This window comes from Flavobacterium sp. (genome assembly GCF_050696275.1).
Lineage (GTDB): Bacteria > Bacteroidota > Bacteroidia > Flavobacteriales > Flavobacteriaceae > Flavobacterium.
The window spans coordinates 1-22,744 of sequence record NZ_JBOGUT010000009.1; the positions used below are offsets into that span (position 1 = coordinate 1).

Sequence of the window (22,744 nt, forward strand, 5' to 3'; positions counted from 1 at the left end):
TATTATAATGATGAAAGAATCAAATCAAATTTAAACAAAATGAGCCCGATAAAATATCGAGCTCACTATTATCAAAATTAATTATAAATTTGTCTAACTTTTTGGGTTCAGTCTAATTCAGATTGGGATTTTTTATTTATCCTCTTGGTTCTTTCATTACAAAAGATTCCATGAATTTTGTTGTATAATTACCGGCCACATAATCCGGCTCGTCCATTAATTGTCTGTGGAAAGGAATTGTTGTTTTGATTCCTTCAATCACGAACTCATCTAGGGCGCGTTTCATTTTACTAATCGCTTCTTCACGTGTTTGCGCAGTTGTAATCAACTTGGCAATCATTGAATCATAATTTGGCGGAATAGTATATCCTGCATAAACATGGGTATCCAAACGCACTCCGTGACCTCCTGGCGAATGTAAAACCGTTATCTTCCCTGGAGAAGGACGGAAATCATTGTAAGGATCTTCAGCATTGATACGGCATTCGATAGAGTGCAACTGCGGTAAATAATTTTTACCTGAAATTGGCACACCAGCAGCAACCAATATCTGCTCACGAATCAAATCATAATCAATAACCTGCTCCGTAATAGGGTGTTCCACCTGAATACGGGTATTCATTTCCATGAAATAAAAGTTACGGTGTTTGTCTACTAAAAACTCAACCGTTCCAGCTCCTTCATATTTAATATACTCCGCCGCTTTTACAGCCGCAAGACCCATTTTTTCACGAAGTTCATCGGTCATAAATGGAGAAGGTGTTTCTTCCGTTAATTTTTGATGACGCCTTTGTACTGAACAATCTCTTTCAGACAAGTGACATGCTTTTCCGTAAGAATCTCCTACCACTTGAATTTCAATGTGACGAGGCTCTTCGATTAGTTTTTCAAGGTACATTCCATCATTACCAAAAGCAGCAGCAGACTCTTGACGAGCACCTTCCCATGCTTTTAATAAATCTTCTTGTTTCCAAACTGCACGCATTCCTTTACCACCACCACCAGCAGTTGCTTTAAGCATTACTGGGTAGCCAAATTCAGCGGCTAATTTTTCTGCTTGTTCGTAAGATTCTAAAATCCCTACAGAACCTGGCACACATGGAACTCCAGCTTCAATCATGGTAGATTTAGCTGAAGCTTTGTCACCCATTCTATCAATCATTTCTGGTGAAGCACCAATAAATTTAATGTTGTGTTCTTGACAAATTTTTGAAAATTTAGCATTTTCAGACAAGAACCCGTATCCTGGGTGTATTGCATCTGCATTTGTAATTTCTGCAGCAGCAATAATGTTTGACATTTTTAAGTACGAAAGATTACTTGGCGGTGGCCCGATACAAACGGCTTCATCAGCAAATTTTACATGTAAACTTTCAGCATCAGCTGTAGAATAAACCGCAACGGTTTTAATTCCCATTTCTTTACAAGTTCTAATTACACGAAGTGCAATTTCTCCCCTGTTTGCTATTAGTATTTTTTTGAACATCTTTTTTAATTTAGATAATTATACAATTGATTCTTTGACAATCAGACCGTCAGATTTTCAGCAAATCCGGCAATCCTATATCTAACAATCTAAATTAAGACGGATCTACCAAGAATAAAGGTTGGTCAAATTCAACTGGAGAAGAATCATCAACTAATACTTTCACGATTTTTCCTGATACTTCAGACTCAATCTCGTTGAATAATTTCATGGCTTCAATAACACATAAAACGTCACCTTTACCAATTGAACTTCCTACTTCAACAAACATTGGCTTGTCTGGAGATGGTTTTCTATAGAAAGTACCGATGATTGGTGATTTTACCGTGATATATTTTGAATTATCTTCTGCTGCCGGTGTTACAACTGGTGTAACAGCTGCAGGAGCAATTTGTTGAGGAGCTGCGTGCTGCAAAACATTTTGAGCAGGCATTTGTTGTACATAAGTTGTTTCAGTAGTACCTTCTAACGTTGTTCTGATGGTAATTTTAACATCTCCTGTTTCTAACTTGACCTCAGCAACGCCAGTGTTTGCTACAAATTTGATTAGATTTTGAATTTCTTTTAAATCCATGATGATTTGTTTTAGTTATAGTTTATTATTTGTTGTATGCCCATTTTAAATAAATAGATCCCCAAGTGAATCCACCTCCAAATGATGCAAATATAAGATTATCTCCTTTCTTAAGCTGATTTTCAAAATCACTTAACAAAAGAGGCAATGTTGCAGACGTCGTATTTCCGTATCTTTGAATATTCAATAACACTTTGGACTCATCCAAATTCATTCTTTGTGCTGTTGCATCAATAATTCTTTTATTCGCCTGATGCGCCACTAACCAGTTTACATCATCATGTGTCAGGTTGTTGCGTTCCATGATTTTTTCGCTTACATCTGCCATTCCGGAAACAGCGTATTTAAATACTGTTTTTCCATCTTGGAATACGGTATGCAATCCGTTTTCTACAGTTTCCTTTGACGCAGGCAATATAGAACCTCCGGCATCAATTTTCAAATATTCGCGGCCAATTCCGTCGCTTCGCAAAATTTCATCTTGCAAACCTAGGCCTTCAGTGTTCGGCTCAAAAAGAACAGCACCTGCACCATCTCCAAAGATAATGCAGGTCGCTCTGTCTGTATAGTCAATAATCGACGACATTTTATCGGCACCGATTAACAATACTTTTTTATAACGTCCGGATTGTATATAAGCTGCTGCTGTTGACATTCCGAACAAAAAGCTGGAACAGGCTGCCTGCAAATCATAAGCAAATGCATTTACAGCACCTATTTGTGAAGCTACAAAAACCCCAGTGGATGCCACAGGCATATCAGGCGTTGCCGTTGCCAATAAAATCAAATCAATCTCAGCAGGATTAATACCTGATTTTTCGATTAAGTTTTGTGCAGCTTTTATCGCAAGAAAAGAGGTTCCTTTTCCTTTTTCCTTTAAAATTCTTCTTTCTTTAATTCCTGTCCGGGTTGTTATCCATTCATCGTTAGTATCAATCATGGTTTCTAATACCTGATTAGAAAGAACAAACTCTGGAACATATGCGCCAACGGCAGTGATTGCGGCAGTAATTGTATTCATAAAGTTCAAATAATACGTTTAAAACATACGTTTTAAAAGACGTTGAAGTTACAAAAAATCTTTAAAACAAAGATAATTTACTTCGGATTTTATTTTCAGTTATTCCCAACAAAAAAACTCTCACAGTTGGGTGAGAGTTAAATACTTTTTACAAAAATGTATTAAGCAACAGCTATTTGCTTATCAATTACTACTTGACCTCTGTAGTACATTTTACCTTCATGCCAGTAAGCTCTGTGGTATAAATGTGCTTCTCCAGTTATAGGACAAGTTGCGATTTGAGCAACAGTTGCTTTATAATGAGTTCTTCTTTTGTCTCTTCTTGTTTTCGAGGTCTTTCTCTTAGGATGTGCCATTTTACAAAATTATTTATCCGTTAATAGTTTTTTTAATTCGTCCCAACGTGGGTCTGTGTTCTCTTCTTTTACTTCAATAGGTTCTTTGACATTAATTTCATTCAGCCTTGATAATGCATCAGTTTGCAATGTACCATCTTTTATTCCCGGATGAATTTTTTTAAGCGGTATAGATAAGACAATCATTTCATAAATGTATTGCGACACGTCTATCTGATGTTCTGCTAACGGCAATATGAGCAACTCCTCATTATCGTCATTATACACATCACCAAATCGAACAATAAGATCCAGCTTTCCTTTTACAGGCAAGTCAAAATCTTCATTAGTCAAATCGCAAGGCACATGAATTGTTCCTTTATGCTTAAACTTTAATTCAAGCATAGTGCTTTTCTTTTCTAATACTATATTTACTTTGATGTCGGCGCTTTCAAATTCGTCATACTCAAAGTGATCAAAGAACGCTTTATTTATTTGAAATTCAAACTGATGTTTTCCAAGCTTTAATCCTATGAATGGGATTAAAAATTCATTTGTAACTTTCATCTTAACAACAATTTGTCCCTTTATTCGGGAGTGCAAAGATATAAATTATTTATAAAATTAAAAGCGTTATAAACATTTTTTTGTTTATAACTGTTTTTCTTTTGTTTTCAAAGGCCTTGCAGTCAATTCAGCATGCTCATTTCTAGCCTTAAAAATATCAATTGCTGCATAAATTGCTTCCGAAAAAGAATTATGATCTGCTTGCCCTTTACCTGCTATTTCATACGCGGTTCCGTGATCCGGAGAAGTTCTTACTTTATCCAAACCCGCAGTATAATTAACTCCTTTACCAAAAGACAATGTTTTAAAAGGAATTAATCCCTGATCGTGATAGGTCGCAATTACTGCATCGTATTTCTCATATTGATGGCTTCCGAAAAAACCATCGGCAGAAAACGGCCCAAAAACCAAAGTTCCTTCTTCAAATATTTTTTTCAGTACGGGCTTTATTAATTTATCTTCTTCATCTCCTATCACACCATTATCTCCAGAATGCGGATTTAACCCCAAAACAGCGATTTTCGGCTTTCTGATTCCGAAATCCTGAATTAATGACTGCTTAATGGTTTTTATCTTAGTTCTGATTAATTCTTCTGTTAAATGATTTGCCACCTCACTCAGCGGCACATGATCCGTCAATAATCCTACACGCAGGTTATCCTGAATCATAAACATCAGCGCATTTCCTTCCAATTCCTGATCCAGATAATCCGTATGTCCCGGAAAAGAAAACTCTTCCGACTGAACATTCGATTTATTAATTGGAGCTGTTACCAAAACATCAATACTACCTTCTTTCAATGCTTTTGTAGCTTCCACAAAAGATTTTACGGCATATTTTCCAACATTTTCATCTACTTTACCGTATTCTATATTGACGCCTTCGCGCCAAACATTCAACACATTGATTTTACCAATCACCATTTGATCTAATTTATCAATTCCGTGTAATTGTGTATTCAAATCAAGGCTTTTCTTTAAAAAAGACAGAATTTTCACATTAGCAAAAATAATTGGCGTACACAATTCCAGCATTCTGGTATCTTCAAACGATTTCAGGATAACTTCACTCCCAATTCCGTTTAAATCACCAATAGAAATACCTACAATTATATTTTCTGGTCTTTTTGTCATCAGTTCAATGGATTTATTGCTAATTTTGAATGCAAATTTACTAAAATAAAATCAGTAATGTTTACAGGAATCATAGAAACTCTCGGCACCATCAAAGCTTTAGAAAAAGAAGGTGAAAATATTCATATTACCGTTCAATCGAAAATCACTAACGAACTTAAAATTGACCAAAGCGTCTCGCACAATGGTATTTGTTTAACAGTTGTTCACATTGAACAGGATTGTTATACCGTTACAGCCATTAAAGAAACGATAGACAAAACCAATTTATCCCATTGGAATGAAAATGACAGTGTTAATTTGGAACGCGCCATGAAATTGGGAGATCGATTAGACGGGCACATCGTTCAAGGACATGTGGATCAAACCGCAATCTGTAAAAGTATCGAAGAAGTGAATGGAAGTTGGCATTTTACTTTCGAATATGACAAAAGCCTAAACAACATCACCGTTGAAAAAGGATCTATAACCGTAAATGGTGTGAGTTTGACCGTTGTTAATTCAAAAGTAAATGAATTTAGCGTGGCGATAATTCCTTATACTTACGAACACACTAACTTTAAGAATTTCAAAATAGGCACTAAAATTAATTTAGAGTTTGATGTGATTGGAAAATATGTAGCCCGATTGCACAACTTGCATTTGTAACATAAAAAAATCCCAAACACGAATTGTATTTGGGATTTTTTTTATTGAGTTAATTCAGTTACATCTTCATCAGCCAGTTTCTCATCGAAACCTCATTATTGATGATTCCTCGCAATTCTGTAATCTTTACTCTATCTTGTTTCATCGAATCTCTGTGACGTATTGTGACAGTCTGATCTTCCAAAGTCTGATGGTCAACCGTGATACAGAATGGCGTCCCTAAAGCGTCTTGTCTTCTATAACGACGACCTACAGCATCTTTTTCATCGTACGCTACATTGAAATCCCATTTCAGTTCTTCAATAATTTCTTTAGCTACATCTGGCAACCCATCTTTTTTCACTAATGGTAAAACAGCTGCTTTTGTTGGAGCCAAAACCGAAGGCAACTGTAAAACTGTTCTCGTAGAACCATCTTCCAAAGTTTCTTCTTTTAATGAATTAGAGAAAACTGCCAGAAACATACGATCTAAACCTACAGAAGTTTCCACAACATAAGGAGTGTAATTTTTATTTTCTTCAGTATCAAAATATTGCATTTTTTTACCTGAATGTTCTTCATGTGCTTTCAAATCAAAATCGGTACGAGAGTGAATTCCTTCCAATTCTTTAAATCCGAATGGAAAGTTAAATTCAATATCTGCCGCAGCATTGGCGTAGTGTGCTAATTTTTCGTGATCGTGAAAACGGTAATTTTCTTTTCCTAAACCAAGGGATAAATGCCAGTTTAAACGGGTTGTTTTCCAGTAATCATAGTACTTCATCTCTTCGCCCGGCTTTACAAAAAACTGCATTTCCATTTGTTCGAATTCACGCATACGGAAGATAAACTGACGCGCTACGATTTCGTTACGGAAAGCTTTTCCTGTTTGAGCAATTCCAAAAGGAATCTTCATACGTCCGGATTTTTGTACGTTTAGAAAATTCACAAAAATCCCCTGAGCTGTTTCAGGACGCAGGTATAAATCCAATGCAGTATCTGCAGAAGCACCAATTTTTGTACCGAACATTAGGTTAAACTGACGTACTTCAGTCCAGTTTCTGGAACCGGTTTCCGGATCAGCGATTTCTAACTCCTCGATTAATGCTTTTACATCTTCCAAATCACCGGAACCTAACGAACGGCCTAATCTTTCGCGAATCTCTTTTTCTTTTGCAAGGTATTCAACAACACGTGTATTGGTCGTGATAAATTCCTGCTCATTAAAAGCATTACCAAAACGCTCTTTGGCTTTTTCTATTTCTTTTTTAGCTTTCTGATGGATTTTTTCAGCATAATCTTCCACCAAAACATCCGCCCTGTATCTTTTTTTGGAATCTTTATTATCAATCAACGGATCATTGAATGCATCGACATGGCCGGATGCTTTCCAAGTAGTTGGATGCATAAAAATCGCAGCGTCGATTCCTACGATGTTTTCGTGCATCTGTACCATTGATTTCCACCAATAATCTCTAATATTCTTTTTCAATTCCACTCCGTTTTGAGCATAATCATATACTGCGCTCAATCCGTCGTAAATTTCGCTTGACTGAAAAATAAAACCATATTCTTTCGCATGCGAAACTACATTCTTAAATAAATCTTCTTGTTTTGCCATAGTGGTGCAAAAATAGGAAAAGTGAATGAAAATTTTAGAAGAAAAAAAGCAAAAAAAGGATTACTTTAAAGAAAAAACAGTACTTCCTATTAAATTTATGCCCGAAAATATATTTATTTCGTAATCTCCTTTTTGAATGTCATTTTTGTTTGGATCAACAAAAACACATACATCCAACTCTTCGTTATCATAATAAATATTAGTTTTGGCACTATAACGAAGTAATCTGGATGCTTCTTCAACAAAATCACCGTTTTTGGAAACTACTTTGTTGTCAGGATTTACGATTTGAATATAAATATCTTTATTGCCTTTTACGGCCGCTTTGTTTTCAAGAAGAGTGAAACAGACTTTTATTTGCTCTATCGCACTGAATCGTTTCGTTTCGATAATGTTATTCGACACAATTTTAATACCGTTGGCATAAACATTAATCGCAGTAAGATTTTTTGAAACCGCAAGCGCATTTTCATTATTGTCATTCTGCTTTTTCAGCTCTTTGTACTTAATCGACAATTCTCCTAGCTGGTTTACAAGCACTCTGTTTTGGGCAGATTGTTCTTTTAATTCATTTTTTAATGAATCTACTTTACTATTCGAACGGGCGTCTTGTTTAACTTCCGGCTTTATTTTCATTTCGGGCTTTACTTTCGGAAGTAAAGGCTGTTTTGAAATTTCCGGCTTTGCATCCTCTTTATTAACAGCAGTCGCCTTCTGTAACTTCACTAATTCCTTATTCTTATCCAGTGAAGCATCATAACGGGTTAAAATTTCGTTTAATTCGTTTGAATGGGTTATTTTTTCTAATTGAATTTCTTCTTTCAGCTTTTTAAACTGATTTTTACTCTGGTAATATTTTGACGCAAAAACAACCCCCACTGATGCAAACACAATAGCGGAAAGTTTTATCATTTTTAATGATGTTCTTAAGGTCATTCTTTTTGGAGTAAATTTTAATTTTCATAAATTTATATTTTTATATGATTCCTCAAAAATAAAATCGATGAAATGCTAAAAAACCTGATAAAATTATTTTTTCCTGAAATTTGTTCCGGTTGTTCGGAAATACTTTTGGAAAATGAAAAGGCAATTTGTATTGCCTGCAGACATCATTTACCCTTAACAAACCACTTAATTAACTCTGAAAACGAAGGATTTAAGAAATTTTACGGGCGAATTCCAATCGAACATTCATCAGCGATGCTTTACTACCATAAAAAAGGAATTGTTCAGCAGTTGATTCATAATTTAAAGTACAAAAATCATCAGGAAATTGGGACATTATTAGGCAATTGGTATGTTGAGGATTTAAAATCGAACGAAACACTAAAAACCATCGATTATATTATTCCTGTCCCATTGCACAAAAAAAGATTAAAAGAACGGGGCTATAATCAGGTAAGCGCCTTCAGCAAAGCCATTTCAAGCGGATTAGATAAAAAATACGATCCTTTTGTCCTGATTCGAAACGAGTATGCAGCGACACAATCCAAAAAGAATTTAATCAATCGGAATACAGTATCTGAAAACACTTTTGGAATTCAATTTTCTGAAATCCATCACAACAAGCACTTTTTACTGATTGATGACGTTCTTACAACCGGTGCAACACTTGAAGCTTGCGGAAAAGCACTTTTACAAATTCCTGGAGCAAGATTGAGCATTGTAACCATGGCTATGTCGCAATCCTAATTTTATTGTAAAAGCTAAACAATTAAAAAAGATTTCGTTTCCACTAAATATAGTTGTTATTTTGCAGCGATTAAACTGATATTCATGAGAAAAATCGAAACATACGGCTTTGTTTTTTGCTTACTGCTGTTAGCTGTCGGCTGTGCTAAAAGAGGCACAATAACTGGTGGCGACAAAGATATTGCTCCTCCAAAAATCATGTCGAGTTCTCCTAAGAATTTTTCAACAAATTTTGATAAAAACACAATTAAGATCACTTTTGATGAATACATCAAAATTAAAGACCTTCAAAAAAATCTGATTGTTTCTCCGCCAATGAAAAAGCCAATTACTGTGTTACCGCAGGGAACGGCGAGCAAAACTTTAACCATAAAAATCAACGACACATTACAGCCTAATACGACTTACAGTTTTAATTTCGGCCAAAGCATTATTGACAACAACGAAGGAAATGTCCTCAAACAATTAAAATACGTATTTTCTACCGGAGCCTTTGTAGACTCTCTTTCTATTGAAGGAACCATCAAAGATTCGTACGAAAAAGAAGCTGAGCCGTTCGTCAATGTGATGCTTTATGAAGTTGATTCCAATTTTAATGATTCGATTATTTACAAACAAACTCCAAGATATATCACCAATACTTTAGACAGTTTAAAAACTTTTAAGATAGAAAACGTCAAAGCTGGTCAATACCGATTGATAGCCTTAAAAGAAAAATCAGACAATTATAAATTTGATCCGAAAAGAGATAAAATCGGTTTCTACAACCAAACGATTACCGTTCCGGACAAAGCCATATTTGAATTGGAATTATTTAAGGAAGACCCGAAATTCGACTCCAAAAAACCCACACAAGCTTCTGGAAACAGAATAATCGCAGGCTATGAAGGAGATGCAAAAGATATAAAAATAGAGGCAACACATCGAAACAACCCAATAAAAACAATAGTGACAAAATATGCCGGCAAAGATTCTGTTCAGGTTTGGTTTAAATCCATCAAAAATGATTCATTGCAGCTTACAGTTCAAAAAGAAAAGTACAAAAAAGCGTTTAATGTCAAAATAGGAAATCAAAAACAGGACACTTTACGTCTTTCCGCAAAACAAACCGGAGTTCTTAAACTGGATGAGAATTTTGCTATTATAACTGCAACACCTTTAGAGAAGTTTGACCTGTCAAAAATGAATCTGATTAAAAAAGATTCTTCCAAAGTGGCATTCAAAACCAATTACGATGAATTCAATCAGAATCTGGAAATTTTGTTTACCAAAGATCCTGATGAAAAATATACTTTTTCATTGCTTCCAAATGCTATTGAAGATTACCTTGGCCAAAAAAACGACAGTTTGTCTTTTAGCTTTTCTATCAAAAATGCAGCTGAATACGGGAATTTGAAATTGAATTTACAAAATGTAAAATCATACCCAATCATAGTCGAATTAACAGATGTTAAGGGAAAAGTCTTAAAATCAGCTTATTCAGATGTTTCTACAGTTGAATTTTCATTATTGGAACCTCAAAAATATTCCATGCGGATTATTTACGATGAAAACAAAAACAAAAAACGCGACTCTGGAAATTATCTTGAAAAACGACAGCCGGAAGAAGTAATTCATTACCCTTCGGAAATTGACGTCAGAGCCAATTGGGATGTCAATCAGGATGTTGATTTAAGCAGGTAATTACAACAGTTGAAAAGCATCTTTGTCGTTTAGAAAATTGAGCTTTGCTCTTGTTTCCAGCATGGTTTGTTTGTCAATTTCAACAACAAAAACACCTTCTTTTTCCTGTGGTTCTAACAGAAAGTTTCCAAGAAAATCAATCGCTTGTGTGTGCCCGTTGTATTCCAGGTTATTGCTATCTGTCCCTATTCTGTTTACACCTATAGTATAACATAAGTTTTCAATAGCACGTGCTTTGAGCAGGGAATCCCATGCATTCACTCGCGGTTTGGGCCAATTAGCTACATAAATCAACACATCATAGTCTTCTACGTTTCTGGAGAAAACCGGAAAACGCAAATCGTAACAAATCAGCGGACAAATTTTAAATCCTTTGTATTCGATTATTATTTTTTCCGCGCCCGAAGTATACACTTTATCTTCGCCAGCTAAAGAGAATAGGTGCCTTTTGTCATACGTCCGAATTTCGCCGGAAGGAAGAACAAAAAACAATCTGTTATAAAAATTAGCCTCTTCTGTAATAACCAAACTCCCTGTAACAGCACAATTATTGGCTTTCGCCAAAGTTACCATCCAGGAAACCGTTTCTCCCTGCATCGTTTCGGCAACCGGAACCGGATTCATGGTAAACCCTGTAGCAAACATTTCGGGCAATACGATTACATCTGCCGTTGAAGCAATTTCATTGATCTTTCCTTCAAAATAATTTCGGTTCGCTGCTGGATTTTCCCAAACTAATGGCGATTGAATTAAGACTATTTTCATGTTTATTTAATTGTAATTTCATCAATAAATATATACGCGTCTCCACCGACTCCCTGATGCCATTCAGGTAATTTGCCAAAATTATAGGATTTTACCTTAATGTATCTGGCAGAAGTTGGAGGGATTGTTGCTTTAAAATCAACAATCCTGGTTTCGGTTTCTTTCGGGTCCAGATTATTTTCTATTGTTTTTACCAAAGTAAAATTGACATTGTCCGGCGAAGCATAAAATTCCACTTTAGAAGGCATTAAAATCCAGGCACGGCTGTCCTGAAGGAAATTAGCGGACAGTTGGGAAATTTTTTGCTCCTTTTGCAAATCGATAACACATTCAAAATCCTGTGACTGATATCCTTGCCAATCACCTTTACGCCAGTTTTCGGAACCAAAGATACCGTCAATCAGACCTTCAGCACCTCCGGCATGGTATTGCGGATTGTATTTCGATTTAATATCAATCGTATAATTGTTTGGTTTTTTGAAGAAAGAGGCAGAAATCGTGTTGCTTTTCTTTCTAAACTTATCTACACTGTATGAAAAAACAGCCGCCGATTCATAAATTTCAAAAGGGTTTTTATACTCCTGAAAATCATCTTTATTTGTAAAGGAATAATATATTTTTTCGCCGTTATTTGAAGCAATTGCAACCGTCATTTTATCTTTAAACGCTTTTTTTTCTGCTTGAATTACTGGCACAGGAATAAGTTTTGGATATATTTCGGTATGCTTATGCTTTACATTTCCTAAATCAAAAAAAAGAGACTTCGTTAAATAATTTTCAATGGTAATTTCTTCTGTTTTTTTATTTTCAAAATTCACTTTCATTTTATTAAAATAGGGTTTCGTAACTGACCAAGAGCCTTCTCCAGGCGTGACCGCATAAATCCCCATAGAACTGAGCACATACCACGCACTCATTTGCCCGCAATCTTCATTTCCAATTAATCCGTCCGGTTCATTTTTATAGAAATTATCTAAAATGAATTTTACTTTTTGCTGTGTTTTTTCCGGTTTGTTTACAAAATTATAAAGATATGTCATGTGATGGCTCGGTTCGTTACCATGCGCATATTGCCCGATCAGACCGGTTACATCGGCTTGTTCCCTTCCTGTGGTTTTGGATTCGCTGTTGAACATTTCGTCTAATTTGGCTTCGAATTTTTCGTTACCGCCATAGGCTTCAATCATGCCTGAAATATCCTGAGGCACAAAAAACGAGTATTGCCATGAATTTCCTTCGGTAAAATTATTATTGACTTCTCTGGCATCAAAAGGTTTGTCCCAGCCTCCGTTTTTCTTCGGGCGCATAAACTTGGTGTTCCAATCGAAAATATTCTTCCAGCTTTGCGAGCGTTTCATAAAATATTGGAAATCTTCCTGTTTGTCAAGTAGCATCGCCATTTGGGCAATACACCAGTCGTCATAAGCATATTCTACTGTTTTGGAGACACTTTCGTGTTCGTCATCCATGGCAATGAAACCATTTTTTTTGTACGCTTCCAATCCTAAATGATCCAGCATGGCACTGTGTTTTGCCGCTTCAAAGGCTTTTTCGTAATCGAAACCCTTGATTCCTTTGACCATAGCATCCGCCATTACGGAAACCGAATGGTACCCAATCATACAATCAGTTTCATTAGAAGCCAATTCCCAAACCGGCAGTCTTCCGCCTTGTTCGTATTGCTTTAGGAAGGTATTGATAAAATCGGCAGTGCGTTTCTTTTCAATTAAAGTATATAATGGATGTGCTCCGCGAAACGTATCCCAAAGCGAGAAAACCGAATAATAATCAAACCCTTCCGCCTGATGGATTTTATTGTCTCTTCCACGGTATTTTCCGTCGATATCCTGCGCGATATTCGGTTGTGACATTGTGTGATACAAAGCCGTGTAAAAAATAGTCAACTTGTCTTTTTCGGCTGAAGTAACTTCGATTTTTGACAATTCTTCATTCCAAAGCTTTTCCGCATTTTTCTTTGTTTTATTGAAATCCCAATCTTTAATTTCAGACATATTTAATTTGGCCCCATCATAACCCGTTGGCGAAAGCGAAACTTTTACCAGGATTTTTTCTCCTTTTTTAACTGCTTTGGAAAAGTTCATCTTCAATTCGGTCCCTGAGTACAATGCCTTGTTTTTCTCTCCATTTGCTTTTACATGTGTCATTTTCATCGGAACATTGAACTCGATTCGGGCATAAACATATTGATCTTTGGCCCAAGCCTCGCTTCTTCTTAGTATTTCGATAGTTTTGTCATTGATGATTTTAATTTCACCGTACAACAATTTATCTCTGTGATTTAAATCCAAAATGATATTTGCCGAACCTTCTTTGTTGAAAGTATATTGATGAAATCCAACTCGTGTTGAAGCAGTTAAAGCAACATCAATATTATGTTTATCCAGCTTTACAGCATAAAATCCAGCTGAAGTTTTTTCGTTGGCATGGGAAAATGCAGAACTACATTCCGTCGGATTAAATGTTGGTTCTCCCATAGTTGGCATCAGCATAATATCTCCATAATCTGTGCAACCAGTTCCGTTTAGATGGGTGTGTGAAAAACCATAAATGATTTTATCGTCATGATGATAACCGGAACAGCCGTCCCAACTGCCATCAATCCGAGTGTCAGGAGACAATTGCACCATTCCGAATGGAACTGTGGCTCCGGGATAAGTGTGCCCGTGACCGCCCGTTCCAATCATTGGATTAACATATTGGCTGTAATTTTGACTAAATAGTATTGAAGTAAAAAAGAGTAGCAATAAAGATAAATTGGTTTTCATTGTTGTTGTTTAGTTAGCTGAAACCAAAGATAAAAAAAACGCATTCAAATTAATGAATGCGTTTTTATATAATTTAAGCAGTGTGGTATTATTTGATACTGGCTTTCAAATATTCTCTGTTCATACGGGCGATATTCTCTAAAGAAATTCCTTTTGGACATTCAATTTCACAAGCTCCGGTATTGGTACAGTTACCAAATCCTTCTTCATCCATTTGACGAACCATATTTAAAACACGGGTGGCCGCTTCTACTTTCCCTTGTGGTAATAAAGCATATTGAGAAACTTTGGCTCCAACAAACAGCATAGCTGAACCGTTTTTACAAGTCGCTACACAAGCTCCGCAACCAATACAGGCAGCAGCTTCAAAAGCTTTGTCTGCATCGTCTTTATTGATTGGGGTTGCATTTGCATCGATAGTGTTTCCTGAAGTATTTACAGACACGAAACCTCCGGCTTGCTGGATTCTGTCGAAAGAAGTTCTGTCTACCACTAAATCTTTAATTACCGGGAATGCTTTACTTCTCCATGGCTCTACAAAAATGGTATCTCCGTCGTTAAACATACGCATGTGCAACTGACATGTAGTGATTCCTGTATCTGGTCCGTGAGCACGTCCGTTGATATATAAAGAACACATTCCGCAGATTCCCTCACGACAGTCATGATCGAAAGCAATTGGCTCATTCTTTTCGTTAATTAATTGCTCGTTCAATTGGTCTAACATTTCCAAAAACGAACTGGCAGTAGAAACATTATCTAATTTATAAGTTTCCATGCTCCCTTTCGATTTAGCGTTTTTCTGACGCCAGATTTTAAGGTTTATATTGATATTTTTTGCTGAAGACATAATTCTATTATTTGTAATTTCTAGCTGCGATTTTAATAAACTCGTATTTCAATTCTTCTTTGTGAAGCTCTTCTTTACTGATGTCATCGCCTTTGTATTCCCAAGCGCCAACAAATTTAAAGTTTTCATCATCACGCAAAGTTTCACCTTCAGCATCCTGATACTCTTCACGGAAGTGACCTCCGCAAGATTCTTTACGCTGCAAAGCATCCATAGCCATCAATTGTCCTAATTCGATAAAATCAGCTACACGAAGTACTTTTTCTAATTCAGGATTCAATTCATCGGCACTTCCCGGAACATAAACATCGCTATAGAATTGTTTTTTCAATTGTGCAATTTCTTCTACCGCTTCTTTTAATCCTTGTTCATTACGCCCCATTCCAACTTTATTCCACATAATGTGACCTAATTCTTTATGGAAATGATCTACTGATTTAGTACCGTTGTTGTCCAGGAATTTATTGATTAAGTCTTTCACTCTGGTTTCTGCTTCCACGAATTCCGGCAAATCTGTAGAGATTTTTCCAGTACGGATATCATCTGCTAAGTAATTAGAAACAGTGTAAGGCAATACAAAATAGCCATCCGCCAAACCTTGCATCAAAGCAGAAGCTCCCAAACGGTTCGCTCCGTGATCAGAGAAATTCGCTTCTCCTGCCACGAAACAACCTGGAATAGTCGATTGTAAGTTATAATCTACCCAAACACCACCCATAGTATAGTGTACTGCCGGATAAATTTTCATTGGCGTTTCGTATGGATTCTCGTCAGTAATTTTTTGGTACATGGTAAATAAGTTACCATATTTTTCTTCCAGCCATTGTTTTCCTAATGCAGTGATTTCTTCTGCTGAAGGATGGTGGTTTCCTTTGGCGTAAGCCGATTGCTTTCCTTTACTTTGAATCTCAGTTGAGAAATCCAAATAAACACCTTCATTGGTATCGTTAGCTTCAATTCCATGACCTGCGTCACAAACCTCTTTTGCTGCTCTCGAAGCAACATCACGAGGAACTAAATTTCCAAATGCCGGATATTTTCTTTCTAAGTAATAATCTCTATCTTCTTCTGCGATTTGTGTTGGCTTCATTTTACCAGCACGAATAGCTTCAGCATCTTCTTTTTTCTTTGGAACCCAAATACGTCCGGAGTTACGTAACGACTCAGACATCAATGTCAATTTAGATTGATTCGTTCCGTGAACCGGAATACAAGTTGGGTGAATTTGTACATAACAAGGATTCGCGAACAAAGCTCCCTGTTTGTGGACTTTCCAACCAGCAGTTACATTCGATCCCATGGCATTTGTAGAAAGAAAATAAACGTTTCCGTATCCACCGGAAGCAATAATAACTGCATGAGCAGAATGTCTCTCGATTTCTCCTGTAATCAGGTTACGAGCGATAATCCCACGTGCTTTTCCATCTACTTTTACCAAATCCAACATTTCGTGACGGTTGTACATATCAACACGTCCTAAACCGATTTGTCTTGATAAAGAAGAATAAGCTCCCAATAACAATTGCTGTCCTGTTTGTCCGGCTGCGTAAAAAGTACGTTGTACTTGTGTCCCTCCAAATGAACGGTTGTCCAGCAATCCGCCGTAATCACGGGCAAAAGGAACTCCCTGTGCCACACATTGATCGATGATATTTCCTGAAACTTCAGCTAAACGGTGAACGTTTGCCTCACGTGCTCTATAATCTCCACCTTTAATAGTATCATAAAACAAACGAAAAACACTATCTCCGTCATTTTGATAATTTTTTGCTGCATTAATACCCCCTTGTGCTGCAATAGAGTGCGCACGACGTGGAGAATCTTGGTAACAAAATGCTTTTACATTATAACCCATTTCGGCAAAAGACGCTGCTGCCGAAGCACCGGCTAATCCTGTTCCTACAACGATAATATCTATTTTTGGTCTGTTGTTTGGAGCAACTAATTTTAGGTGATCTTTATAATCAGTCCATTTTTGTGAAATGTGACCTTCTGGTATTTTTGAATCTAACTTCATAATCTATAGTGATGTTGATTATTACTTAAAGTGAATGTAAAGTGGAATTATCGCAAACAAAATCGGGACAATGATAGCATATCCTTTTCCGAAAGCTTTAATAAGAGAGGTGTATTTTGGATTGTTTAAACCCAAAGACTGGAACGCACTCTGAAAACCGTGAAACAAGTGGAAAGCTAAAACCCCCATAGATAATACATATAATAGAGTAAACAATAATCCGTATTTTTCATCTTTAAAGAATGCAAATGTGATTTTATGTAAATCTTTGTATCCTTCTCCCATTTTCACGTTTGCAGCTTTATCAAAAAACTCGGTTCTGTTTCTGATTTCAATACCCATTTGCTGCATTTTAGCAGGATCAGCAGGGAAAAATTTACCCATGTCTGTAGTGGCAAAATAATCTTCTTTCTGTCCCATCTGTTCTACCGTAATGATTTGCAAAGGCATTTTTTCATCAAAATGCATTTTTGCCCAAAAATTAACCATATGTGTTACGATAAAAACTAAAATTACCGTTCCTAAAACAGCCATATTTCTTGAAGCCAGACCGCTGTTCTTTTTTGGGTTATTCATAGCATAAGCTACTGGGCGGGCTTTTTTGTTTTGAATTGTCAATAAAATCCCATCAATAGCATGAAATAAAATTGAAATGTAAGTAAGATAAGATAATAGTTTTACTGCTGGATTAGAAGTCATAAACAGTGCATATTGATTGAATTTCAATGCATCACCAAAAATTAACTGGAGATTTCCAGCTAAATGACCAGCTAAGAACAAGCATAAAAATAAACCTGTAAGAGCCATCCAGTATTTTTTACCAATAGACGACTTTAAAAGTGCAGATTTTGCCATAATATTTGTTTGATTGTATAGTTTTTAAAAAATTCAAACAAAAATAAGGCAATTTGAGTGTACCCGCAACCTTTTAGAACTAATTTATAATGAATTTAAAGTGGGTCTATTCTCTTCTTGGTTCAGAAGGATTAAACCCACTTTAAAATTTATTTCACATATGACGGAATCAATCCTCTCAACCCCATATCAACAACATTTTCACCTGTTGACGGCTCGTATTTTCCGTCGGCAGTCACTTCATGCCATTCAAAACTGTTATTAATCGATAGTGACAATGTAACCACAACATCACTGGTTTCGTTCCCGGTAATCACAAGATTATTCGCAAATTTCCCGGTAACCACACACGAGCCTGCCGGAATGGGAGAAGTCGCAGCAATAGGATTGGGAACTGTAGTAGCTCCGGCTGGCGCCTGACCTGATGAGGAGTACGCAAAGCCCTTCAATCCGAAGGCCCAATAACCCTGATCACGGTTTCCATTAACAACAAATGGGTAACTAGCTATGTTATGTGTACCGATATAAGTTCTAAAACCTACAAAACTGGCTAATGTCCCTACATAGTTGGCTCCGGCACTCCAAATATTCACATCATAATTCTGGTACGAAAGCGAACATCTCACCCATTCGTAACTTCCCGATGCAATGTCTTTTAACGGAATGGAAAGAAAAGCCTCATTTTCACCTACAATTTTTGCTTTGCTGAAATCAATCGCGTTAGCTCCGCCTGTTCCTGTTTCCGGCGCATGGTACAAAACGGTACCGGCTCCAAGCATCGTATTCGCACTAGGAGCAAACTCCAGGTAATGGGAACTTATCGAATTAAAAACCGGGGTCTGTGCAGCATTTCCAGTAGGAACCGTTGAAGGTTGTCCTAAATTATTCAAACGTGCCTGATTGGGATCAAACTTGAATTTCACAATCAATTGAGGTCCTTCTGCCGGAGTATCATCATCCTTATCTGAGCAGGAAAATGCCGTAATGGCTAAAATAATCAGCAGCGATTGAAGTTTAATTTTCATACGGTATAATTTAGATTCGGACAAATATATAAAAATCTGTAAGCTACACTAACATATTTATAATCAACGGAAAAATAATTTATTTTATTGTTCCTGAGTTTTTTTGCGTTTTTGAAAATCCCAAAAAAACACGCCCGAAAATGAGTATTTTTAAAAATTTTACAACCCAATTTACCTGTATTCCTTTTTATCTTTCTAAATTTGAACTTCTTAAAAATTACTTATCATGAAATACCATCAAATAGACCGACATTTATTCATTAAAAACCGTGCAAAATTCACGGCGCAGATGAAACCTAACAGCGTAGCCGTTTTCAATTCAAACGACATCTACCCTGTTTCGGCTGACAGCACACTGCCTTTTGCCCAGCACAGAGATATATTTTATCTAAGTGGCGTCGATCAGGAAGAGAGTATCCTGCTGCTTTTCCCGGATGCTCCTTACGAGAATTTAAAAGAGATTCTTTTCTTAAAGGAAACCAATGAACATATTGCTGTTTGGGAAGGTGAAAAACTGACTAAAGACCGTGCCTTTGAAGTTTCTGGAATAAAAACAGTAATCTGGCTCCAGGATTTCCATAAGACATTAAAAGAAATCATGGCGTATGCCGAAACCATATACATCAACACGAATGAGCATTACCGTGCTTCTATTGAAACAGAAACCCGTGAAGCGCGTTTTATCAAATGGTGGAAAGAAACATATCCTGCACATAAAGTAGAAAAATCAAATCCTATTTTACAACGCATTCGTTCTATAAAGGAAAGCGAAGAAATCGATTTAATTCAAGAAGCTTGTAACATCACCGAAAAAGGATTCCGTCGTGTACTGAGTTTCGTAAAACCAAGCGTAATGGAATATGAAATCGAAGCCGAATTTGCACACGAATTCCTTCGCAATCGTTCCAAAGGTTTTGCTTACACTCCTATCATCGCTTCCGGTAACAATGCAAATGTCCTGCACTATATTGAAAACAACCAACAATGCAAAGCGGGTGATTTGCTTCTTTTGGATGTAGGGGCCGAATACGCCAACTACTCCAGCGACATGACCCGAACAATTCCGGTTTCAGGGCGTTTTAACGAAAGACAGAAAGCGGTTTACAATGCTGTATTACGTGTAAAGAACGAAGCTACTAAAATGCTTGCTCCGGGAACGCTTTGGAAACAATACCATATAGAAGTGGGCAAAGTCATGACTTCCGAATTATTAGGTTTAGGTTTAATCGACAAAGCGGACGTTCAAAACGAAAATCCGGACTGGCCGGCTTATAAAAAATATTTCATGCACGGAACTTCCCACCACATGGGATTGGACACGCACGATTACGGCTTGTTACACGAACCAATGCAGCCAAACATGGTTTTCACGGTAGAGCCTGGTATCTATATTCCTGAAGAAAGTTTCGGTATCCGAATCGAAGACGATCTAATCATTCAGGCAAGTGGAGAAGCATTTAACCTAATGAGAAATATTCCAATCGAAGTAGAGGAGATTGAAAGTCTGATGAATGCTTAATATGAAAAAAACCTTTCTATTTCTTTCCTTACTTTTGCTAAACTATTCTTTCGGTCAAACCGAAGGTTTTGCTCCAAACACTGATAACACGCAAACGTATTTCAGAACATTCGGAAATGGCTCTCCTATACTGATTATCAACGGTGGTCCCGGAATGAACAGTAACGGATTTGAAGCCATGACAAAAGTCATCGGCCAAAAACACACAGCAATTATTTACGACCAAAGAGGTACCGGAAAATCAACGCTAAAGGTTTTGGACGCATCAACAGTTACCATGAAACACATGGTCGAAGATATCGAGTCTCTGAGAAAGCACCTAAAAATCAAAAAATGGTCTGTTCTCGGCCAGTCTTTTGGTGGAATGCTGGCTTCTTATTATGCCACACTGCATCCGGAGCATATCGATAAGTTAATATTGTCTTCTTCCGGAGGTATCGATTTGACGTTGCTAAAAGGCGGAAGTCTTATCGAAGCAGGACTCTCCAAAACCGAAAAGGATTCTCTGCGCTATTGGAACGACAAAATAGAAAAAGGAGACACAAGTCATGCCGCCAGATTAGGAAGAGGAAGAGCTATGGCTCCAGCTTATGTGTTCAACAGCAAATTTATTCCTATCATCGCCGAAAGGTTAACGCAATCCAATATGATTATCAACGGATTATTATGGGATGACATGCAGAAAATGAACTTTGACTGCAAAAACCAACTGAAATCTTTCACTAAACCCGTATTAATTATCCAAGGGAAACAGGACATTATCAGTAATGAAATTGGCGAACTGGCTTCGCACATCTTCCCGAACTCGAAATTTGTACTGCTCGAAAACTGCAAACACTACGGCTGGCTTGACGCCGAAACAAAATATTTTGGAGAAATTGAGGATTTCCTCAAAAGCTAAACAGGATTCAACCTGACAATAAAGGCTCACAGCAATGTGGGTCTTTTTATTTTCTTTTAAAAGATTCTTGTCTAAATTTGTGTAACCAATACCAACTTCTATGAGAATTTTTATCCTTGCTTTTCTGATTTCTGTCCAATCGTTTTCACAGCAGCAACTAACCGAAGAAACGGCGCTGAAACTCAGCAAACTGCCATTGCATTGCATCAATACCGAATTTCCTAACAAAACCTCACACCTTTCCGATACCAAAAAAGACGCTGTCTTATTACCCACCGAACTACATCCTGTTTTCTACGGTTGCTTAGACTGGCATAGCAGCGTACACGGCCATTGGATGCTTGTCAAATTGTTAAAAGAATTTCCCAATCTTAAAAACAAAGATTCCATCATCACCGTACTTGATCAGTCATTTCAAAAGGACAAAATGGAACTTGAAGCGGCTTATTTCGGGAAATACACAGCTTCCAACACCTACGAAAGAACTTACGGGTGGGCCTGGCTCTTAAAACTGGATGAGGAACTCTACACCTGGAATACTGACCAAGGCAAAAAATGGCATGCCGCCCTGCAACCGCTTACCGTCAAAATTCTTTCTCTTTGGAAGGCATATCTGCCCAAACAAACCTACCCCAACCGAACCGGTGTTCATCCGAATACGGCTTTCGGACTTTGCTTTGCTTACGACTGGGCCAAAACAACACATGAAGAAGCTTTCCTGCAACAGATAACGCAGAAAGCAAAGGATTTTTATTACCCCAACACCGCCATTCCCGCCCATTTAGAACCGGATGGTAGCGACTTTTTTTCGCCAAGCCTTCAGGAAGCAGACATCATGAAACGTGTCCTTCCAAAAGAGGAGTTTCTTAAATGGCTAAAAAAATACTTCACTAAAGAAGGAGTAGCCCAAATCTGTTCGCTTCCCATGGTTAGTGACCGCAGCGATTATCAGATTGTACATCTGGACGGATTATCCTTCAGCAGAGCTTGGAACATGAAAAGCATCGCTTCTGCCTTGCCCAAGAACCACCCTCTCAAGCAACAATTTGAAACCACCGCCAATCAATTCATTTCAAAATCACTGCCTGTATTATTCGAAAGCGGCTACGGCGGCGGTCATTGGCTGGCGTCTTTTGCGATTTATGCATTGACTGTAGAATAGTCTCAGCCTGCAATTTATTATTTTATGTTTTTTCATACAAACAATACAAACAGCACATCGCTACTTTGCTTGCTTTGGCTTCCGCCGATGGAAAACGAAATTAAAATCTTATTTTTGCACCTTT

The 22,744-nt window shown here is 37.1% G+C and carries 21 protein-coding genes; 7 read left to right on the forward strand and 14 right to left on the reverse strand.

The genetic code is table 11. The annotated features are described in order from the left end of the window. The coding region (locus tag ACRDEC_RS06505) for an IS3 family transposase (RefSeq protein WP_431497621.1) at nucleotides 1-81 on the forward strand (81 nt) is incomplete at its 5' end. A 55-nt stretch (nucleotides 82-136) separates the two neighbouring features. Here the strand turns inward: ACRDEC_RS06505 and accC are convergent. The 6 genes from accC to pdxA all read right to left on the reverse strand — a co-directional run bounded on the left by accC (nucleotide 137) and on the right by pdxA (nucleotide 5,117). After that, nucleotides 137-1,486: an acetyl-CoA carboxylase biotin carboxylase subunit gene (gene accC / locus ACRDEC_RS06510; RefSeq protein WP_431497526.1), complete on the reverse strand. Its 1,350-nt coding sequence runs from the start codon at nucleotides 1,484-1,486 to the stop codon at nucleotides 137-139. Nucleotides 1,487-1,580: 94 nt separating this feature from the next. Further along, nucleotides 1,581-2,060, reverse strand: coding sequence for an acetyl-CoA carboxylase biotin carboxyl carrier protein (accB, locus tag ACRDEC_RS06515; protein ID WP_431497527.1), 480 nt, complete (start codon nucleotides 2,058-2,060; stop codon nucleotides 1,581-1,583). Between the two features lie 25 nt (nucleotides 2,061-2,085). After that, nucleotides 2,086-3,081 carry a beta-ketoacyl-ACP synthase III gene (locus tag ACRDEC_RS06520; RefSeq protein WP_431497528.1) on the reverse strand — a complete coding sequence of 332 codons (996 nt, stop codon included), beginning with the start codon at nucleotides 3,079-3,081 and terminating at the stop codon, nucleotides 2,086-2,088. Between the two features lie 161 nt (nucleotides 3,082-3,242). Beyond that, on the reverse strand, nucleotides 3,243-3,437 hold the full coding sequence (rpmF, locus tag ACRDEC_RS06525) for a 50S ribosomal protein L32 (RefSeq protein WP_431497529.1): 195 nt from the start codon (nucleotides 3,435-3,437) through the stop codon (nucleotides 3,243-3,245). A 9-nt stretch (nucleotides 3,438-3,446) separates the two neighbouring features. Further along, the gene (locus tag ACRDEC_RS06530) at nucleotides 3,447-3,983 is read right to left on the reverse strand and encodes a YceD family protein (RefSeq protein WP_431497530.1); all 537 of its coding nucleotides are present in this window, start codon (nucleotides 3,981-3,983) and stop codon (nucleotides 3,447-3,449) included. 84 nt (nucleotides 3,984-4,067) lie between these two features. Beyond that, nucleotides 4,068-5,117: a 4-hydroxythreonine-4-phosphate dehydrogenase PdxA gene (pdxA, locus tag ACRDEC_RS06535; RefSeq protein WP_431497531.1), complete on the reverse strand. Its 1,050-nt coding sequence runs from the start codon at nucleotides 5,115-5,117 to the stop codon at nucleotides 4,068-4,070. A gap of 57 nt (nucleotides 5,118-5,174) precedes the next feature. Here pdxA and ACRDEC_RS06540 point away from each other — a divergent pair, with 57 nt between their 5' ends. Beyond that, nucleotides 5,175-5,765 carry a riboflavin synthase gene (locus ACRDEC_RS06540; protein WP_431497532.1) on the forward strand — a complete coding sequence of 197 codons (591 nt, stop codon included), beginning with the start codon at nucleotides 5,175-5,177 and terminating at the stop codon, nucleotides 5,763-5,765. Nucleotides 5,766-5,823: 58 nt separating this feature from the next. On the opposite strand, the gene ACRDEC_RS06545 is transcribed toward ACRDEC_RS06540, so the two are convergent. Then, a complete protein-coding gene (locus ACRDEC_RS06545) occupies nucleotides 5,824-7,365 on the reverse strand; it encodes a glycine--tRNA ligase (RefSeq protein WP_431497533.1) in 1,542 nt (513 codons plus the stop codon). 60 nt (nucleotides 7,366-7,425) lie between these two features. Then, entirely contained in the window at nucleotides 7,426-8,277 is an 852-nt protein-coding gene (locus ACRDEC_RS06550) for a hypothetical protein (RefSeq protein WP_431497534.1), read from the reverse strand. A 96-nt stretch (nucleotides 8,278-8,373) separates the two neighbouring features. Between ACRDEC_RS06550 and ACRDEC_RS06555 the strand changes: the two genes are divergently transcribed. Together ACRDEC_RS06555 and ACRDEC_RS06560 are read left to right on the forward strand one after the other, a co-directional pair. Next, a complete protein-coding gene (locus tag ACRDEC_RS06555) occupies nucleotides 8,374-9,057 on the forward strand; it encodes a ComF family protein (protein WP_431497535.1) in 684 nt (227 codons plus the stop codon). Nucleotides 9,058-9,141: 84 nt separating this feature from the next. Then, nucleotides 9,142-10,740 carry an Ig-like domain-containing protein gene (locus ACRDEC_RS06560; RefSeq protein ID WP_431497536.1) on the forward strand — a complete coding sequence of 533 codons (1,599 nt, stop codon included), beginning with the start codon at nucleotides 9,142-9,144 and terminating at the stop codon, nucleotides 10,738-10,740. Here ACRDEC_RS06560 and ACRDEC_RS06565 read toward each other — a convergent pair whose 3' ends face one another. The 6 genes from ACRDEC_RS06565 to ACRDEC_RS06590 all read right to left on the reverse strand — a co-directional run bounded on the left by ACRDEC_RS06565 (nucleotide 10,741) and on the right by ACRDEC_RS06590 (nucleotide 19,038). Beyond that, nucleotides 10,741-11,505 carry an amidohydrolase gene (locus ACRDEC_RS06565; protein WP_431497537.1) on the reverse strand — a complete coding sequence of 255 codons (765 nt, stop codon included), beginning with the start codon at nucleotides 11,503-11,505 and terminating at the stop codon, nucleotides 10,741-10,743. Nucleotides 11,506-11,507: 2 nt separating this feature from the next. Beyond that, complete coding sequence (locus tag ACRDEC_RS06570) at nucleotides 11,508-14,291, reverse strand: GH92 family glycosyl hydrolase (RefSeq protein ID WP_431497538.1); 2,784 nt, start codon at nucleotides 14,289-14,291, stop codon at nucleotides 11,508-11,510. Between the two features lie 88 nt (nucleotides 14,292-14,379). Continuing rightward, nucleotides 14,380-15,141: a succinate dehydrogenase/fumarate reductase iron-sulfur subunit gene (locus tag ACRDEC_RS06575; RefSeq protein ID WP_431497539.1), complete on the reverse strand. Its 762-nt coding sequence runs from the start codon at nucleotides 15,139-15,141 to the stop codon at nucleotides 14,380-14,382. Nucleotides 15,142-15,148: 7 nt separating this feature from the next. After that, a complete protein-coding gene (locus ACRDEC_RS06580; RefSeq protein WP_431497540.1) occupies nucleotides 15,149-17,158 on the reverse strand; it encodes a fumarate reductase/succinate dehydrogenase flavoprotein subunit in 2,010 nt (669 codons plus the stop codon). 21 nt (nucleotides 17,159-17,179) lie between these two features. Continuing rightward, a complete protein-coding gene (locus tag ACRDEC_RS06585) occupies nucleotides 17,180-18,013 on the reverse strand; it encodes a succinate dehydrogenase cytochrome b subunit (protein WP_431497541.1) in 834 nt (277 codons plus the stop codon). A gap of 149 nt (nucleotides 18,014-18,162) precedes the next feature. Further along, complete coding sequence (locus ACRDEC_RS06590) at nucleotides 18,163-19,038, reverse strand: hypothetical protein (protein WP_431497542.1); 876 nt, start codon at nucleotides 19,036-19,038, stop codon at nucleotides 18,163-18,165. A 226-nt stretch (nucleotides 19,039-19,264) separates the two neighbouring features. Here ACRDEC_RS06590 and ACRDEC_RS06595 point away from each other — a divergent pair, with 226 nt between their 5' ends. The 3 genes from ACRDEC_RS06595 (at nucleotide 19,265) to ACRDEC_RS06605 (ending at nucleotide 22,620) form a co-directional block, all read left to right on the forward strand. After that, on the forward strand, nucleotides 19,265-20,557 hold the full coding sequence (locus tag ACRDEC_RS06595) for an aminopeptidase P family protein (protein WP_431497543.1): 1,293 nt from the start codon (nucleotides 19,265-19,267) through the stop codon (nucleotides 20,555-20,557). A 1-nt stretch (nucleotide 20,558) separates the two neighbouring features. Beyond that, nucleotides 20,559-21,458 carry an alpha/beta fold hydrolase gene (locus tag ACRDEC_RS06600; RefSeq protein ID WP_431497544.1) on the forward strand — a complete coding sequence of 300 codons (900 nt, stop codon included), beginning with the start codon at nucleotides 20,559-20,561 and terminating at the stop codon, nucleotides 21,456-21,458. A gap of 100 nt (nucleotides 21,459-21,558) precedes the next feature. After that, a complete protein-coding gene (locus ACRDEC_RS06605) occupies nucleotides 21,559-22,620 on the forward strand; it encodes a DUF2891 domain-containing protein (protein ID WP_431497545.1) in 1,062 nt (353 codons plus the stop codon). Nucleotides 22,621-22,744 lie beyond the last annotated feature (124 nt).